This is a genomic window from Roseivivax sediminis (genome assembly GCF_900112685.1).
Classification (GTDB): Bacteria; Pseudomonadota; Alphaproteobacteria; order Rhodobacterales; family Rhodobacteraceae; genus Roseivivax; species Roseivivax sediminis.
The window spans coordinates 155473-171068 of record NZ_FOMS01000004.1; the positions used below are offsets into that span (position 1 = coordinate 155473).

Genomic DNA, 15596 nt, shown 5'->3' on the forward strand with positions numbered 1-15596 from the left:
CCTCAGATCGTCAGCGCGCCGCTGTCATGCGCCTTGTGCTCGGGCTCCACGTGGATGGTGACCTGAGCGCCCGGGATCTCGCGCCGGATCGCCGTCTCGATCCGGTCGCAGATGACATGTGCTGTCTCCACGCTCATCTCGCCCGGCACGACAAGGTGGAAGTCGACGAAGCGCGCCGGACCGGCGTGCCGCGTGCGGATGTCGTGCGCTTCCACCGCGCCGGCGCCGCTTTCGGTGATGATCCGGTGAAGCGCGTCCTGCTCCTCGCTCGGGACGCTTTCGTCCAGGAGGCCGGAAACGGAGGCGCGAATCATCCGCCAGCCGGACACAAGGATGTAGACCGCGACCGCACCGGCCAGCGCCGGGTCGATCCAGGCCCAGCCTGTCAGCGCCGCCGCCGCGACGCCCGTCCCCACCCCGGCCGAGGTCGCCACGTCGGCCGCCAGATGCCGCCCGTCCGCCACCAGCGCCGGCGAATGCAGCCGTCGCCCCTGCCGCATCAGCACCAGCGCCCAGCCGCCATTCGCCGCGCTCGCCACCGCGATCAGCGCGATCCCGAGACCGGGCGCACCCAGCCCGGCCGGATCGCCGATCCCGGTCCAGACCTCCTCCAGGATGAAGAGCGCGGCGAGCACCACCATCACCCCCTCGGCCACCGCCGAGAGAATCTCGGCCTTGTGGTGGCCGTAGGGATGTTCGGCGTCGGGTGGCCGTGCCGCCACCCGCACCGCCCACAGCGCAATGCAAGCGGTACCGATATTGACGATGCTCTCCAGCGCGTCCGACAGGATCGCGAGCGATCCCGTGATGCGCCAGGCGGCGAGCTTCAGGCCAAACACGCCGACCCCCACCCCGAGGGAGGCCAGTGCCAGCCACGTCCTGGTATCCAAGTCCTTGCCCCTTACTTCCTCAGCGCGTCGCGGATCTCGATCAGCACGTCGAGCTCGGACGGCCCGGTCTTGACCTCGGGCTCCACGTCGTCGGGTCGCTCCGCCGCCGCCTTGATCCGGTTGACCGTCCTCACCAGCATGAACACGACGCCGGCGACGATGAAGAAGTTGATGACGGCCATCAGGAAATTGCCGATGGCAAACACCGCGGCGCCCGCCTCCTGCGCCGCGGCGACGCTGGGATAGCCGCCCTCCGGCGCCGTGCCCAGCACGTAGAACCAGCCGGAAAAATCGATGCCGCCGGTGAAGATCCCGATCACCGGGTTGATGAGGTCGCTCACCAGCGACGTGACGATCGCGGTGAAGGCCGCGCCGACGATGATGCCCACGGCCATGTCCATGACATTGCCCTTGGCGATGAAGTCCCTGAATTCGCGGATCATGTTTCCTCCTTCCGCAAGCGGACCCTGCGGCGCACGGCGCCTGTGCGCGCCCGCCCGTGGCCGGGCGCGTGCCGCCGCATTACGTCGCCCCGCAGCATCACGCAACGGAGCATTCCATGGCAGATCTTTCCGCCTTTCCGATCACCCGCCGCTGGGCACCGGAACATCCCGACCGCATCCAGCTCTACGCCTTCCCGACGCCGAACGGGGTGAAGATCTCCATCGCGCTCGAGGAAATGCACCTGCCCTACGAGGCGCACCGCGTCACACTCGGCGACGAGGACGTGCGCAGCCCCGAATTCCTGTCGCTCAGCCCCAACAACAAGATCCCCGCGATCATCGACCCGGAGGGTCCTGACGGCGCGCCCATCGGCCTTTTCGAATCCGGCGCGATCCTGATCTACCTCGGGGAGAAGACCGGCCGCTTCCTCGGCACCAATCCGGCCGAGCGGGCCGAGATCCTGCAATGGCTGATGTGGCAGATGGGCGGCGTCGGCCCGATGTTCGGGCAGATGGGCTTCTTCGTGAAGCTCGGCGGCAAGGACATCGAGGATCCTCGCCCGCGCGAGCGTTACATCGGCGAGGCCAGGCGCCTGCTGTCGGTGCTCGACCGCCAGCTCGAAGGCCGGGACTGGATCGCCGGCGAGTATTCCATCGCCGACATGGCCGTCGCCCCGTGGCTCAATGCGCTCGACTTCTACGAAGCGCGCGGACTCGTGGGCTTTCATGATTACAGGAACGTGCCGGCCTATCTCGAACGGTTCCTGTCCCGCCCGGCGGTGCAGATCGGCCTCAAGACACCCCCGCGCGAGGGCTGACCGATCCCCATGCCCCTGCTTCTTTGGGCCTGAAAATACTCCGGGGGTGCGGGGGCAGCGCCCCCGCGAACCTCACCGGCCTCGTGGCGCGCACGAACGGCGCGCCGAAGCTCAGCCCGGCAGCGTCCCGGTCAGCACGTAGCGCAGGATGTTCACCACCTCCTCGGGCTCGCGCGCCACGGCGAGCGCGGCGGCATCGACCTCCTTCAGCGCGTGGTCATGCTCCTCGGGCTGCAGGATCACCAGCGACTTGCCGAGGGCCGAGGCGACGCCCGCGTCGAAGGCCGCGTTCCACTGCTTGTACTGCGTGCCGAAGCGCACGACGACGATGTCGGCGTCCTCGATCCCCTTGCGGGTGCGGATCGCGTTCATCATCGCGCCCTTGTGGTCGTGCCAGTATTTCGACGTCTCCGCGCCGAGGATCGTCACGCCGCAATCGTCCGAGGCGCCGTGATCGGTCACCGGCCCCGAGAAGGTGACGTCGAGCCCCTGCGCCCCGTCGATGATCCGCTCGCGCCAGTCGGTGTGAATCTCGCCCGAAAGATAGACGTTGAGGCCCATGAGAATCCCTTTCCTGCCCTGACAAGTCGCCCTTGAGGTATCGCGCGCCGCAGGCCGGGCACAAGCCCGTGTCGGGGCTCAGCCCCGAAGCTGCCCGCCAGTCGCCTTCTGCACCTTCTCCACGATCCTTGCCGCAGCGGCCTCGATCTGTACCTCCGACAATGCCGCGTCGCGCGGGCGCAGCCGCACCGACACCGCGATCGACTTACGGCCCTCACCCAGCGGCCCGCCCTCGAAGGCGTCGAAGACCTGCACGCTTTCGATCAGCGCCTTGTCGGCGCCGGCGGCGGCGTTGACGAGGTCCTGCGCGGCGACGCCCGCGTCGACGACGAAGGCGAAGTCGCGCTCGACCACCGGATGCGCCGGCAGGTCGAGCGGCGGGCGCTCCGTGCGCACCCGTTTCGGCTGCGGCACTTCGGCCGGCCAGAGAGTGAAGGCGACGGCGGGGCCGGTCAGCCCCAGCGCCTGCAGCACGCGGGGATGGATATCTCCGAAGACGCCGAGGATCTTCTTGGGACCGAGGCCGATCATGCCGTGCCGCCCGGGGTGCCACCACGGCCCCGCCCCGCGCAGGATTTGCGCGCGGGCAGGCGCGCCGATGGCGGCAAGCACCGCCTCGAGGTCGGCCTTGGCGTCGAAGACGTCCACCGGCCGGGCGGAGCCGTGCACGTCGCGCCCCGTGCTGGCACCGAGACGCAGGCCGCTCATGCCCGCCGCGGGTGTGTCTCCAAGCGCGAAGAGCGCGAGGTTCGCCGCGCCGCGCGTCTGGTTGGCTGCTGCGGCGCGCAGGAGACCGGGCAGCAGGGCCGCGTCGCCCGCCTCTGTCGGGAAGAGGGTCGCATCATCGGCATGGGCGTCGCCCGCGAAGAGGCATTCGTCGTAGCCGAGCGCGGCCGCCGTGCGACGGGCGATGCGGGTGCGCCTGCGGAGCGGTGACAGCGCAGGACCGGGCACGCCGGCGGGCCGCGGAAGTGGGGCGCTCTCGACCCCGCCGAGGGAGGCGATGCGGGCGATCTCGTGCACAAGGTCGGCCGGCGCGACGGGGCCGGGCCGCCAGCTCGGCGGGTGCACCGTGGCGCCCTCCACCCGGAAGCCCAGAGCTGCCAGCGTCTTGCGCTGCGCCTCTTCGGCAATCTCCAGCCCCGTCAGCTCGTCGCAGAGGCCGAAATCGAAGGCGATCTCGGGGGCTGAATCGGGCGCCGCGCCCGCCTCGACCACATGGCTCGGCATGCCGCCGGCATGGTCGACGATCATGCGGGTCGCAAGTTCGATACCGTCGCGGGCAGAGGCCGGGTCGACACCGTGGATGAAGCGGTGTGCGGCGTCCGAGGCAATGCCGAGCGCCCCGGCCGTCGCTTCCGTCGTGGCGGGATCGAACCAGGCCGCTTCGAGGAAGACGTCGACCGTTCCCTCCGTCACGCCGGTCCCCTCACCGCCCATGATGCCGCCGAGGCTGACCGGGCCTGATCCATCCGAAATCGCCACCATGCCGGGGGCGAGCGTGTAGGTCCGCTCGTCCAGAGCTGCGAGGGTTTCGCCCCCGGCCGCCCTGTGGACACGCAGGGAGCCGGAAAACTTGCCCGCATCAAAGACATGCAGCGGACGGTTGATGTCGTGCGTGAAGAAATTCGTCACGTCGACAAGGAAGGAGATCGGCCGCAGCCCTATCGCCTTCAGTGCGTCCCGCAACCACTTGGGACTCGGGCCGTTCTGGACGCCGCGGATGAGGCGCCCGCAGAAGACCGGGCAGGCATCGGCGGTGTCCGCGTCGATGGCCACGGCCACGGGGCTGTCGAACTGGCCGGGGACCGGCGCGGCCTCTTTCGGGCGGAGCGTTCCGAGGCCGCGGGCGGCCAGATCGCGGGCGATGCCGCGAATGCCGAGCGCGTCGGGCCGATCCGCCGGAACCGAGATTTCCACGACCGGGTCGACCTTTGCGGGGTCGTGTTCACCCAACCAGTCGGCAAAGGTCCGGCCGACCTCGCCCGAAGACAGCTCGATGATGCCGTCGTGATCCTCGCCGAGTTGCATCTCGCGCATCGAGCACATCATGCCGTGGCTCTCCACGCCGCGGATCTTGCCGACCTGGATCGTCGTGTCGATCCCGGGGACATAGGTTCCGGGCTTGGCCACGACGACGGTGATCCCGGCACGCGCGTTGGGGGCGCCGCAGATGATCTGCGACTCGCCGGTGTCGGTCTCCACCCGGCAGACCTTCAGCTTGTCGGCGTCGGGATGCTTCTCGGCCGCGACCACCTTGCCGATGGTGAAGGTCGACAGCATGTCCGAAGGGTCATCGATGCCCTGCACGACAAGGCCCGTGTCGGTGAGCGCCGCCGCGATCTCCTCGACCGGGGCCGTCGTCTCCAGGTGATGCTTGAGCCAGGAGAGGGGGAATTTCATCGCGGCACCTCGGGCAATCCTCGTCGCCCGCGCTCCTAGCCGATCGGTCCGGCGACGGAAAGGGCGTACGGAGCGTGCCGACCGCGAGGCATTCCGTGTGCCCCTATTCCGAGATCGGCCGCGATTCCGTACCGGATCAGTCGAGGGTCTCGGCATCGGCCAGCGTCTCGGTGTCGCCGGCGCGGAAGAGGTGGATTTCCCGCGTCAGCCGCAGGGTCGGCTTCACGCAGAAGAACAGCGAGCCGAACACGAACATCCACGTCGCGGTGAACTGGGTCTCGTCCCAGAAGAACAGGACGGAGCCGACCAGGAACAGCACCGCCGCGGCGAAATCCACGATCGTGTGAGCAAGCTCGTAGCGGGCGTAGAGCCTGCGCGTGCGGGCGGTGCTCTGGCGGGTTTCGTGCCGGAAAAGCTTTGTCATGGCGGCCTCGCGGATGGTGACGTGCCGGGCAGGACATGCGGCGGCGCTGCGCCGAGTCGAGGAGACGCCCTCGCCCTACCGCGACAGGCCGGCAGCCAGCGTCGGCACGTCGAGCGGATCGAAACCGTAGTGCCGCAGCCAGTGGATGTCGGCGGCATAGAGGCCGGCCGCGTCGGGGATACCGTATTTCAGCATCGCCAGGCGATCGAGATCGAGCGCGAAGGCGATGGCCTGTCCGGAGCCGAGACCGGCGGCTTCGTGGTGCACCGGGTGCAGGAGGCCGCCTGTCACGGCCGCCGTCCACGTGCCGTCCGCGCCGCGGAGCTCGAACGCCGCCGAGGGTGCGGTGTGGGAGGCCGAGGCCGCGCGGAGCCGGATTTCGAGATCGCCGCGTTCGAGGAAGGCCGACAGGATCTTCTCGACCAGCCATTTTAGCTGCGGAAGGCCCGGCGCGGAGACAGTGGCGACGCCGTACAGCACATGCGCGGGATGCGGAGCGCCCGATGCCCGCACCCGGCCCGTCGCGGCGACGCGCCCCACCCCGCCGCGGGACGCCAGCGCACGCAGCACCGGGCCGGTCACATGCGCGTCGGGCAGTGCGCCCGGCCCGGCATCCGGCGCATCGCTCTCGGTCAGGGCGAAGCCCTGGTCGGCGAGCAGGGCGGTCACCTCCTCGATCACCTGGGACAACGGGTGGACGGTGCCGCGCGCGAGCGGGCGCGCGGGCAGCGTGACATCGATCCGTTCCGCCGCCATCCGCACCTCGAGCGCCTCGTCCGCCAGGACCTGTCGGCGCGCCGCGAGCGCGGCGTTGATCTCGTCTTTCAGGGCGTTGAGGCGGGGACCTTCGACCTTGCGCTCCTCGGGCGTCATGCGGCCGAGTTCGCGCATCTTCAGGCTCACCGAGCCCTGCTTGCCGAGCGCCTCGGCGCGCAGCGCGTCGAGCGCCGCCTCGTCCGCGGCCGCGGCAATGCGGGGAAGTAGGGTGTCGCGCAGATCGTCCATAGGGGCCTCCGGGCAGCGTCGGCGCCTAGCTAGACGCCGCGCCGGCGGCGCGCAAGCCGGCGGCGCGGGATCAGTCCTTCGCTTCGGCCGCTTCGCGCAGGCGGCGGATCAGGAACCAGACGGCGAAGATGACCGGCGGCGTCACCGCCGCGGTCAGCAGGCCCTTGGAGACGCCGAGCGGCTCCGCCGCCGGGTAGAGCAGGTAGGAGGCAAGCGAGACCGCGTAATAGCTGATGGCGACGGTGGAGAGGCCCTCCACCGTCCTTTGCAGGCGTAGCTGCATCTCGGCCCGCTTGTTCATGCCCTCAAGCAGTTGCTGGTTCTGGGCGGCGCGCTCCACCTCCACCCGCGTGCGCAGAAGCTGCGAGGTACGCATGGCGCGTTCGGACATGGTGCCGATACGGCGTTCGGTGGATTTCACCGTGCGCATGGCCGGGTCGTAGCGGCGCATCATGAACTCCGCGAAGGTCTGCCGGCCCTGCCAGCGTTCCTCGCGCAGGACGGAGATGCGCTGGCCCACGATCGCCTCGTAGGCGTCGGTCGCGCCAAGGCGGAAGGACGTCCGGGCCGAGAGCGATTCAAGCTCGGCCGATGTCGCGAGGAGCGATTTCAGCGTGTCCTCGGCCGACCCTGTGCCCTGGGTCATCGCCTCCATCAGGTGCGACAGCTCGGTGTCGATCTGGCCCAGCTTGGGCGAGATCTCCTTCACGCGGGAGAAGCCGAGCATCGACATTGTCTTGTAGGTCTCGATCTCGGTCAGGCGCTGGACGATGCGACCGACGCGGCGCTGGCCGATGCCGGGGCGGGTGAAGACGGCAAAGCGCTGGTGCCCGGCCGGGTCGATGCGAAAATCGCCGGCAATCACGGCGTCGTCGCCGATGACCGCGCTCGCGGCGATGGAATCGGAGACGAACCAGTCCTCGATCAGCGCGCCGGTGCGGTCCTCGTCCTCGGGCCGCTCGCAGATGCGCACGAGCGCCGAGGTCATTCGCACCCCCGGCGCCTCGGTGAGCCAGTCTGGCGGGAAGACCTCGAAATCCGCGGGATCGAAGGGGCGGTCGGTGAGCCCATCGAGGAATACCGTGTAGGTGACGAATTCCGTGTGCTGTTCCCATTTCAGCATGTGCTGGCCGATGACGCTAGAATAATGCGTGGCGCCGGGCTGCGGGTGCTGGGCGCCATAGCGGTCGAGCAGGTCGGTCAGGTGGGCCAGGTCGAGGGACTTGTCGCGCGAGGCCGCATGCTGCGGCTTCTTGATCGCCAGGTACACCGCGCGGCAGGGCGCGGTGAGCGACGGGAACGGGCGCGCGTGCAGCTCGTTGGCGAGCTTGTAGCGCAGCGGGTGGTCCTGGATCGGCGGCATATCTGGCCCCGGAATTGGCATCGGGGCCGACTAGATACCGGTGGCGACCTCGGCGTAAAGAGACCTCTCGTCGAAAATTCAGGGGCTTGCCGGGATGCCGCGGTATGCGGAACGGCCTCTTCGGTGCGATATCAGGCGGTTGTACCCGCCGGTCAGCGGTGGCGGTGGTGCTTGTCGCTCAGGCTGCGGTCGCGTTGGGAAGGGCGGTCGAGCATGATCGCGAGCAGGACCGCCCGCAGCAGCAGCAACGCCGCGATGCCGGCCAGCAGCACCGACCACGATCCGATCGCGGGGGCGGAGAGCATGGCGATCCCCACCAAGAGCAGCCCCATCGTCGCCATCGCGAAGATCCGCATGGAGCGGGTTTCCTGGGATATCATCGTGTCACCTATCGAACGCTTCGGGTGCCCCTTGTCATCCCCGGGGGCGCCTTGTGGCAGACATAGCATCGAAACGGGTGCAGCCCGAGTGTGGCGCGGACGGCTCGGCAGAGTATGGCCGGGGCCTGCGCGAGGATCAGCCGGCCGGGCGCGACACTGCGGCATTTTTGTCGGAACATGCGGCAGAGCCGCAACAGGGCAGTGGTGGATCCGGGCAGGAGCGGCGTGGGGCAGAAAGGAATTTGCGTTTTACGGTAGGGCGTTGAGGGGCGTCTGTGGCCGCCAACCGATTTACCCGGGCGCCTTGCCCGGACCTGACGGGTGCGCCCGCGCGGAACAATGGCCGAGGGCCGCCGCGCATCGCCGGACCGGCGATCTGCCTACGCTCGCGCGGCTCTTGGAGGTCTCCCGGAAGTGGCTGCCACAAAGCGCTCCTGCTCTCAGGCCGGGATCGCCGGACCGCCGCCCGGCGATACCCGGCTTGCGCTTAGTCGGGGCGGCATGGGGGGGGCGGTGCAGCGGGTCGCCAACTGCGCACGTCGCGCGAGACCTATACCGCACCGCGTGGTTCCGGAGTGTCGCGGCGCCGCCTCTTGGGGCGGCGCCGGCCTTTCGTCGGATCAGGAGATCTTCTGCAGAAGATCGTCGAGGGACTTCTTCGCATCGCCGTAGAACATCCGCGTGTTGTCCTTGAAGAACAGCGGGTTCTCGATGCCGGAATAACCCGTCCCCTGCCCGCGCTTGGACACGAAGACGTTCTTGGCCTTCCACACCTCGAGCACCGGCATGCCGGCGATGGGCGAGTTGGGATCGTCCTGCGCCGCCGGGTTCACGATGTCGTTGGAGCCGATGATGATGACCACGTCGGTATCGGGGAAATCGTCGTTGATCTCCTCCATCTCCAGCACGATGTCGTAGGGCACCTTGGCCTCGGCCAGGAGCACGTTCATGTGCCCCGGCAGACGGCCCGCGACGGGGTGGATCGCGAAACGCACCTCCTTGCCCTGCGCGCGCAGGCGCTTGGTCAGCTCGGCGACGTTGTTCTGCGCCTGCGCCACCGCCATGCCGTAGCCGGGCACGATGACAACGCTGTCGGCCTCTTCGAGGGCCTGCGCCACGCCGTCGGCGTCGATGGCCACCTGCTCGCCCTCGACCGCCTGCTGCTCACCCTGCGCGCCGCCGAAGCCGCCGAGGATGACCGACACGAAGGAGCGGTTCATCGCCTTGCACATGATGTAGCTCAGGATCGCACCGGAGGAGCCTACGAGCGCGCCCACCGTGATCAGCAGGTCGTTGGACAGCGAGAAGCCGATCGCCGCGGCCGCCCAGCCCGAGTAGGAGTTCAGCATCGACACAACCACCGGCATGTCGGCGCCGCCGATGCCCATGATCAGGTGATAGCCGATGAAGAGCGCGCAGAGCGTCATCAGGAAGAGCGGGAAGAAGCCGCCGGTGCCGAAGTACCAGAACAGGCAGATCAGCGACACGCCCGCCGCGGCGGCGTTGAGCATGTGCCCGCCCGGCAGCTTGGTCGCGGCGGAGGTCACCTTGCCCGACAGCTTGCCGTAGGCGATCACTGAACCGGTGAAGGTGATGGCGCCGATGAACACGCCAAGGAAGAGCTCCAGCCGCAGCACGTTGATCTCGGCCTGCGACTTGTGGGCCACGAGCGCCGCGAAGCCGCGGAACTGCTCGGACACCGCCTCGGCCGAGGCGAGCGCCTCTGCGGCGAGACCGTCCTGAAGCGGGAACGGCACCCCGGCCTCGGCAAAGAGAGACGCGACGCGGCCGATCTCGATATGGGCGTTGTAGCCCACGAACACGGCGGCAAGACCGACGAGCGAGTGCATTGCCGCGACGAGCTGCGGCATCTCTGTCATCTGCACCCGCTTGGCGACGACGACACCGATGGCCGCGCCGGCGGCGATCAGCAGGATCGACAGCCACCACAGACCCGCGCCGGGGCCGAAGAGGGTGGCGAGCACCGCCAGCGCCATGCCGACGACGCCGTACCAGATCGCGCGCTTGGCGCTTTCCTGCCCCGAGAGTCCCCCGAGCGACAGGATGAACAGAACTGCTGCGACCACGTAGGCCGCGGTGGTGAAGGGAAATTCCATGTCTCCGCTCCTACGCTCAGGATTTCTGGAACATGGCGAGCATGCGCCGTGTCACGAGGAAGCCGCCGAAGATGTTGATCGCGGCCATGAAGACCGACAGCGCGGCCAGGAGGATGACCAGGAAGGACCCGGACCCGATCTGCATCAGCGCCCCGAGGATGATGATCGACGAGATCGCGTTGGTCACCGCCATCAGCGGGGTGTGCAGGCTGTGCGCGACGTTCCAGATCACCTGGAAGCCGACGAAGACGGCGAGCACGAAGACGATGAAGTGCTGCAGGAAGGACGGCGGCGCCACCAGACCGACGGCGAGCATCGCGATGCCGCCCACGCCAAGCAGCGTGACCTGGCTGCGGGTCTGCGCCTTGAAGGCGGCCATTTCCTCGGCACGCTTTTCCTCTGGCGTCTTTTCCTTTTCCTTCGGCTTGGGCTTCTGCGCCGCGATCGCCTGGGTCTTCGGCGCCGGCGGCGGGAAGGTCACCTCGCCCTTGTGGGCGATGGTAGCGCCGCGGATGACGTCGTCTTCCATGTCGTGATTGACGGCGCCGTCCTTTTCGGGCGTCAGGTCCGTCATCAGGTGGCGCACGTTCGTCGCGTAGAGCGTCGAGGACTGCGTCGCCATGCGGCTGGGGAAGTCGGTGTAACCTATGATGACAACGCCGTTGTCGGTCACGACGCGCTCGTCCTTGACCGTCATCTTGCAGTTGCCGCCGCGCTCGGCGGCGAGGTCGACGATGACCGAACCGGGCTTCATGGCCTTCACCATGTCCTCGGTCCACAGCTCGGGCGCCTCGCGGTTGGGGATCAGCGCCGTGGTGATGACGATGTCCATGTCCGGTGCGAGCTCACGGAACTTGGCGAGCTGCGCCTCCTGGAATTCCGGCGAGGACGGCTTGGCGTAGCCACCCGATTCGGAGCCGTCGGCCTGTTCTTCCTCGAAATCGAGGTAGACGAACTCGGCGCCCATCGACTCGACCTGCTCGGCCACTTCCGGGCGCACGTCGAAGGCGTAGGTGATCGCGCCGAGCGACGTGGACGTGCCGATCGCCGCAAGGCCGGCGACGCCGGCGCCGACGACCAGAACCTTGGCCGGGGGCACCTTGCCCGCCGCCGTCACCTGGCCGGTGAAGAAGCGGCCGAAATTGTTGCCCGCCTCGATCACCGCGCGGTAGCCGGCGATGTTGGCCATGGACGACAGCGCGTCCATCTTCTGCGCCCGGCTGATGCGCGGGATCATGTCCATCGCGATGACCGACGCGCCCTTGGAGGCGGCGAGCTTCATCAACTCTTCGTTCGATCCCGGGTAGAAATGCGAGATCAGCGTCTTGGTCTCGTCGAGCCGGTTCACTTGCTCTTCCGAGGGCGGGCGGACCATGGCGATGATCTCGGCCTCGGACCAGAGCGCGTCCGGCCCGTCGACGACCGTCACCCCCGCGTCGCGGTAGGCGTCGTCGAGAAAGCCGGCCTTCTCCCCTGCCCCGGCCTCGATCAGACAGTCGTGGCCGAGCTTCTGAAGCATCTTGGCCGAGTCCGGGGTCATCGCGACCCTGTTCTCGCCCGGGGCGGTTTCCTTTGGCGTGCCTATCTTCACAGGTGGTCCCTCTCCGTTTCCCGATCCGGGGCCCATGGCCCTCGGCTGGTTATCCCGTTGCGGGCTTAGAGCATAGACACCGCCCGGGTGAAAGCCATCCATTCGTTTGTTGCGCGCAAGTGTCGAGCGCGGCAACAAACGAAGCTGTTTTACCCAGCGGAAGAGCGCGGGACACGGCGTTCCTGCGACCGAGCGCCGCAGAACTCAGCTCGCTGCCGGGCGCGTCCTGCGACCGAGCGCGAGCCACATGGCCGCGGCGAGGTAGGCCAGAAGCGACAGCGCCGCGACCCCGCCGGCAAAGAGCGCGAAGGCCGCCGGCAGCGTCTCTGCCCCCGGCAAGACGCCGGAGAGGGGCGCCGGCAGCGCGCCGGTCACCCCCGCCCAAACGAGCGTGACGCCGAGCCACACGACGACGAGCGCGAGGCCGCCAGCGTAGGCGATCCGCGCCGGCCGCAGGCGGTGGCGCAGGCCGCGTCCGAAAGCGGCACGGGCGCGAGCGAAATCCTCCCCCACCGCAAGAAGGGCGGGCACCACCAGCAGCACCAGCACCATCCCGAAGCCGAGCCCGTAGCACAGGGTGATGACCGTGGGCTTGAGGAACTGCGCCTGGCTGGAGCTTTCGTAAAGCAGCGGGCCGAGGCCGAGGACGGTGGTCAGCGTGGTCAGCAGGACGGGGCGCAGGCGGTCGGCGGCGCCGTCGATGATCGCCGGGACGATGCCTCGGTCGCTTGCGTAATCGTCGATCGTGGTCACCAGAACGATGGAATCGTTGATAATGATTCCGGTCATGCCCAGGAGGCCGACGACCGTGAACATGGATGTCGGCACGTCCCACACGTTATGGCCCCAGATCGTGCCCACGAGGCCGAAGGGGATGATCGCCATGACCACCAGCGGCCGCGTCCAGCTTGCGAAGACCCAGGCGAGGATGAGGTAGATCCCGAGCAGCACCAGCACGAGCCCGGTTGCGGCATCGGACAGGAACTCGTCCTCGTCCTCCGAGAGGCCCGACAGCGTGTAGTCCACCTGCCGTTCGGAGGCGATGCGCGGCAGGATCTCCTCTTGCAGTGCCTCGATGACGTTGGCGGCGCTCTGGGGGTCGTCCTCGGCGATGTCGCCGGTGACGGAGATGAGCCGCACGCCGTTCTCGCGCCGGACGGTCGAGAACCCGGTGCGCCGGTCGACCTGCACGATGTCGGCGAGCGCGACATATCCGCCTTCGGGCAGGCGGAGCTGCGTGCGTTCGAGGAAATCGGCGGTCAGCTCGTCCTCGGGCAGTTCCACCCGGATCTCGGCGGAGCGCGGGCCGAGCGGATAGGTCGCCGCCTCGATCCCGCCGAGCCGGGCGCGCAGGGTCCGCCCCAGGCTGTCGATGTCGAATCCGAGCGCGGCGCCCTGCGGGGTCAATTCCAGGATCAGCTCCTCCTGGTCGTAGGGCAGATCGTCCTCGACAGCGGAGACCTCGGGGAAGCGGGCGAGCGCCTCTTTGAGGTCCTCGGACGCGGCCTTGAGGATGCCGGCCTCCGCGCCCGAGAACTGAACGTCCAGCGCGTCGCCCCCGGGTCCGGAGCGCCAGCCGCGGAAGCTGACGGTCTCGGCGAGCGGGTGGTTCTGCACTTCTTCCTGCAGGTCGGCGACGAAGGCGAAAGAGGAATAGGGCCGGAAATCCGGTTCGATCAGCTCGATCGAGATGGCGCCGAGAAGGTCGGGATCCTTGCTTTCTGTGCCCGACAGGCCGCGCCCGGTATTGCCGCCGATCTCGGTCATCACGAAGGCGACGGGATTGCGCCCGTGCTCGGCCTCGTAGGCCGCGCCGACAGCGGCGGTGGCGCGCTGCATCTCGCGCATCATCGCGAGGCTGTCCTCGCGCGTGGCGCCAGGCGCCATGGCGAAGTTGCCCGAGATGGAAGGCTGTTCCGGCGCGTTGAAAAAGCGCCACGGCACGTCGCCACGGATCATCAGCGCGGCCTGTGAGGCCAGAAGCGCCACCGCTCCGGCGAGGACCACGTAACGCCCGGCGATCACGCCCGCCACAAGCGGGCGGAAGAGCCGTTCTCGCACCCAGAGAAAGCCGCGGTTCACCACCCGCGAGGGCAGATCGTACCAGTGATCCTTGCCCGAATGCCGGAGCGCGTGCGCCATGTGGTTGGGCAGGATCAGGAAACACTCGACCAGCGAGGCGATCAGCACCACGATCACGGTGAAGGGGATGTCCTTGATCATCTCGCCGAAGCGCCCGCCGATTGCGGTCAGGCCGAAGAAGGCGATGATCGTCGTCAGTGTGGCGCAAAAGACCGGCATGGCCATGCGCGCGGCGGCGCGTTCGGCGGCCTCGGCCGGCGGCAGGCCGCGCCGGGCGAGCGCGTCGGAATGTTCCCCCACCACGATGGCGTCGTCGACGACGATGCCGAGCGTGATGATCAGCGCGAAGATGGAGATCATGTTGAAGGTGATGCCGCTCGCGTACATCAGCGCGACGGCGGCGAACATCGCTGTGGGGATGCCGGCGGCCACCCAGAACGCCACGCGGGCGTTGAGGAAGAGAAACAGCAGCGCCACGACCAGACCGAGCCCCATGAGCCCGTTGTCGATCAGGATGTCGAGCCGCTGGGAGATCTCGTCGGCGCGGGTGCGGATCAGCTCGATCCTCGTGCCGGCGGGCAACTCGGCGCTCATCTCGGCGGCGATCTCCTCCACCCGGCGCTGGATGGCGATGGCGTCGCCGCGGGCGGAGCGGTCGACGCGGATGGAAATGGCCGAATTCTCGCCCACGAAATAGCTGCGCGCGCGGTCGACGCCTTCGACCCTGACATTCGCCACATCCCCCACGGTCAGGCTCGTGCCATTGGGGTTGGAGCGCAGGGCGATGGCGGCGATCTGGTCGGCGGCGCGCTTTTCCACCCCGGTGCGCACGCGGGCATTGGCGCCGGTGACCTCCCCGGCGGGGTCGGCGTCGACCTCCGCCGCGATGGCGGCGGCGATCTCCTCCAGCGTGACGTCGTAGGCCAGAAGGTTGGCCGACGGCACCTCGATCACCGTGCGCGGCGCGGAAATACCGCGGATCGTGGTGGAGGTGATGCCTTCCTCGAACATCCGCTGCACGAAGGCGTCGGCGATGCCGGCAAGCTGCTGCGGATCGAGCGGACCGGAGACGACGACGTCGGTCACCCGGTCGAACCAGTTGTTGCGCGTGACCTCGGGGTCCTCGGCCTCTTCCGGCAGTTCGGTGACGGAATCGACCGCCTGCTGGATGTCGTTGGCGGCGCGGGCCATGTCCCAGCCCGGCTCGAATTCCACCTCCAGGCGGGCTCGGCCCTCCTGGCTCTCGGCCTCTGTTCCCTCCACGCCTTCGACGGCAAGGAGCGCGGGTTCGAGAAGCTGGACGATGCCGGCGTCGATATCCTCCGCGCCCGCACCCTCCCAGCGCACGTCGACGTCGATCTCGTCGATGACGACGTCGGGGAAGAATTGCGCGCGCATGTTGGGGATCGCCAGTGCGCCGGCGGCCAGCATCAGGACCAGCAGGAGGTTGGCGATGGTGCGGTGGCGGGTGAAGTAGCTGAAGAGTCCGTGGGCCCTGTCCGGGGTCGGCCGCGCCATG

At 68.5% G+C, this 15596-nt stretch carries 12 protein-coding genes; 1 reads left to right on the forward strand and 11 read right to left on the reverse strand.

The annotated features are described in order from the left end of the window. Positions 1 to 2: 2 nt before the first annotated feature. Both F3H57_RS08090 and mscL read right to left on the reverse strand, forming a co-directional pair. Positions 3 to 890, reverse strand: coding sequence for a cation diffusion facilitator family transporter (locus tag F3H57_RS08090; protein WP_149755401.1), 888 nt, complete (start codon positions 888 to 890; stop codon positions 3 to 5). Between the two features lie 11 nt (positions 891 to 901). Continuing rightward, on the reverse strand, positions 902 to 1333 hold the full coding sequence (mscL, locus tag F3H57_RS08095) for a large conductance mechanosensitive channel protein MscL (protein ID WP_149755402.1): 432 nt from the start codon (positions 1331 to 1333) through the stop codon (positions 902 to 904). 116 nt (positions 1334 to 1449) lie between these two features. On the opposite strand from mscL, the gene F3H57_RS08100 reads away from it, so the two are divergent. After that, positions 1450 to 2151, forward strand: coding sequence for a glutathione S-transferase N-terminal domain-containing protein (locus F3H57_RS08100; RefSeq protein ID WP_149755403.1), 702 nt, complete (start codon positions 1450 to 1452; stop codon positions 2149 to 2151). 111 nt (positions 2152 to 2262) lie between these two features. On the opposite strand, the gene F3H57_RS08105 is transcribed toward F3H57_RS08100, so the two are convergent. The 9 genes from F3H57_RS08105 to F3H57_RS08145 all read right to left on the reverse strand — a co-directional run bounded on the left by F3H57_RS08105 (position 2263) and on the right by F3H57_RS08145 (position 15595). Next, the gene (locus F3H57_RS08105; RefSeq protein WP_149755404.1) at positions 2263 to 2712 is read right to left on the reverse strand and encodes a YtoQ family protein; all 450 of its coding nucleotides are present in this window, start codon (positions 2710 to 2712) and stop codon (positions 2263 to 2265) included. 78 nt (positions 2713 to 2790) lie between these two features. After that, complete coding sequence (gene ytpR, locus F3H57_RS08110; RefSeq protein ID WP_149755405.1) at positions 2791 to 5115, reverse strand: YtpR family tRNA-binding protein; 2325 nt, start codon at positions 5113 to 5115, stop codon at positions 2791 to 2793. A gap of 136 nt (positions 5116 to 5251) precedes the next feature. Continuing rightward, positions 5252 to 5539: a YrhK family protein gene (locus F3H57_RS08115; RefSeq protein WP_149755406.1), complete on the reverse strand. Its 288-nt coding sequence runs from the start codon at positions 5537 to 5539 to the stop codon at positions 5252 to 5254. 75 nt (positions 5540 to 5614) lie between these two features. Continuing rightward, complete coding sequence (locus F3H57_RS08120) at positions 5615 to 6544, reverse strand: tRNA ligase subunit PheS family protein (RefSeq protein ID WP_149755407.1); 930 nt, start codon at positions 6542 to 6544, stop codon at positions 5615 to 5617. A gap of 70 nt (positions 6545 to 6614) precedes the next feature. Beyond that, positions 6615 to 7907, reverse strand: a complete 1293-nt coding sequence (locus F3H57_RS08125; RefSeq protein ID WP_149755408.1) for a DUF3422 family protein — start codon at positions 7905 to 7907, stop codon at positions 6615 to 6617. Between the two features lie 152 nt (positions 7908 to 8059). After that, positions 8060 to 8287 carry a hypothetical protein gene (locus tag F3H57_RS08130; protein WP_149755409.1) on the reverse strand — a complete coding sequence of 76 codons (228 nt, stop codon included), beginning with the start codon at positions 8285 to 8287 and terminating at the stop codon, positions 8060 to 8062. A 620-nt stretch (positions 8288 to 8907) separates the two neighbouring features. Further along, the gene (locus F3H57_RS08135; RefSeq protein ID WP_149755410.1) at positions 8908 to 10404 is read right to left on the reverse strand and encodes an NAD(P)(+) transhydrogenase (Re/Si-specific) subunit beta; all 1497 of its coding nucleotides are present in this window, start codon (positions 10402 to 10404) and stop codon (positions 8908 to 8910) included. Positions 10405 to 10420: 16 nt separating this feature from the next. Next, the gene (locus tag F3H57_RS08140; protein WP_149755411.1) at positions 10421 to 11995 is read right to left on the reverse strand and encodes a Re/Si-specific NAD(P)(+) transhydrogenase subunit alpha; all 1575 of its coding nucleotides are present in this window, start codon (positions 11993 to 11995) and stop codon (positions 10421 to 10423) included. 204 nt (positions 11996 to 12199) lie between these two features. Further along, positions 12200 to 15595 (reverse strand): efflux RND transporter permease subunit, encoded by a 3396-nt coding sequence (locus tag F3H57_RS08145; protein WP_149755412.1) that lies wholly within the window; start codon positions 15593 to 15595, stop codon positions 12200 to 12202. Between the last annotated feature and the right edge of the window lies 1 nt (position 15596).

Coding starts and splice junctions, on each gene's coding strand:
- mscL (WP_149755402.1), bottom strand. CDS start 1,333: ATGATCCGCGAATTCAGGGACTTCATCGCCAAGGGCAATGTCATGGAC.
- F3H57_RS08100 (WP_149755403.1), top strand. CDS start 1,450: ATGGCAGATCTTTCCGCCTTTCCGATCACCCGCCGCTGGGCACCGGAA.
- F3H57_RS08105 (WP_149755404.1), bottom strand. CDS start 2,712: ATGGGCCTCAACGTCTATCTTTCGGGCGAGATTCACACCGACTGGCGC.
- ytpR (WP_149755405.1), bottom strand. CDS start 5,115: ATGAAATTCCCCCTCTCCTGGCTCAAGCATCACCTGGAGACGACGGCC.
- F3H57_RS08115 (WP_149755406.1), bottom strand. CDS start 5,539: ATGACAAAGCTTTTCCGGCACGAAACCCGCCAGAGCACCGCCCGCACG.
- F3H57_RS08120 (WP_149755407.1), bottom strand. CDS start 6,544: ATGGACGATCTGCGCGACACCCTACTTCCCCGCATTGCCGCGGCCGCG.
- F3H57_RS08125 (WP_149755408.1), bottom strand. CDS start 7,907: ATGCCGCCGATCCAGGACCACCCGCTGCGCTACAAGCTCGCCAACGAG.
- F3H57_RS08130 (WP_149755409.1), bottom strand. CDS start 8,287: ATGATATCCCAGGAAACCCGCTCCATGCGGATCTTCGCGATGGCGACG.
- F3H57_RS08135 (WP_149755410.1), bottom strand. CDS start 10,404: ATGGAATTTCCCTTCACCACCGCGGCCTACGTGGTCGCAGCAGTTCTG.
- F3H57_RS08145 (WP_149755412.1), bottom strand. CDS start 15,595: ATGGCGCGGCCGACCCCGGACAGGGCCCACGGACTCTTCAGCTACTTC.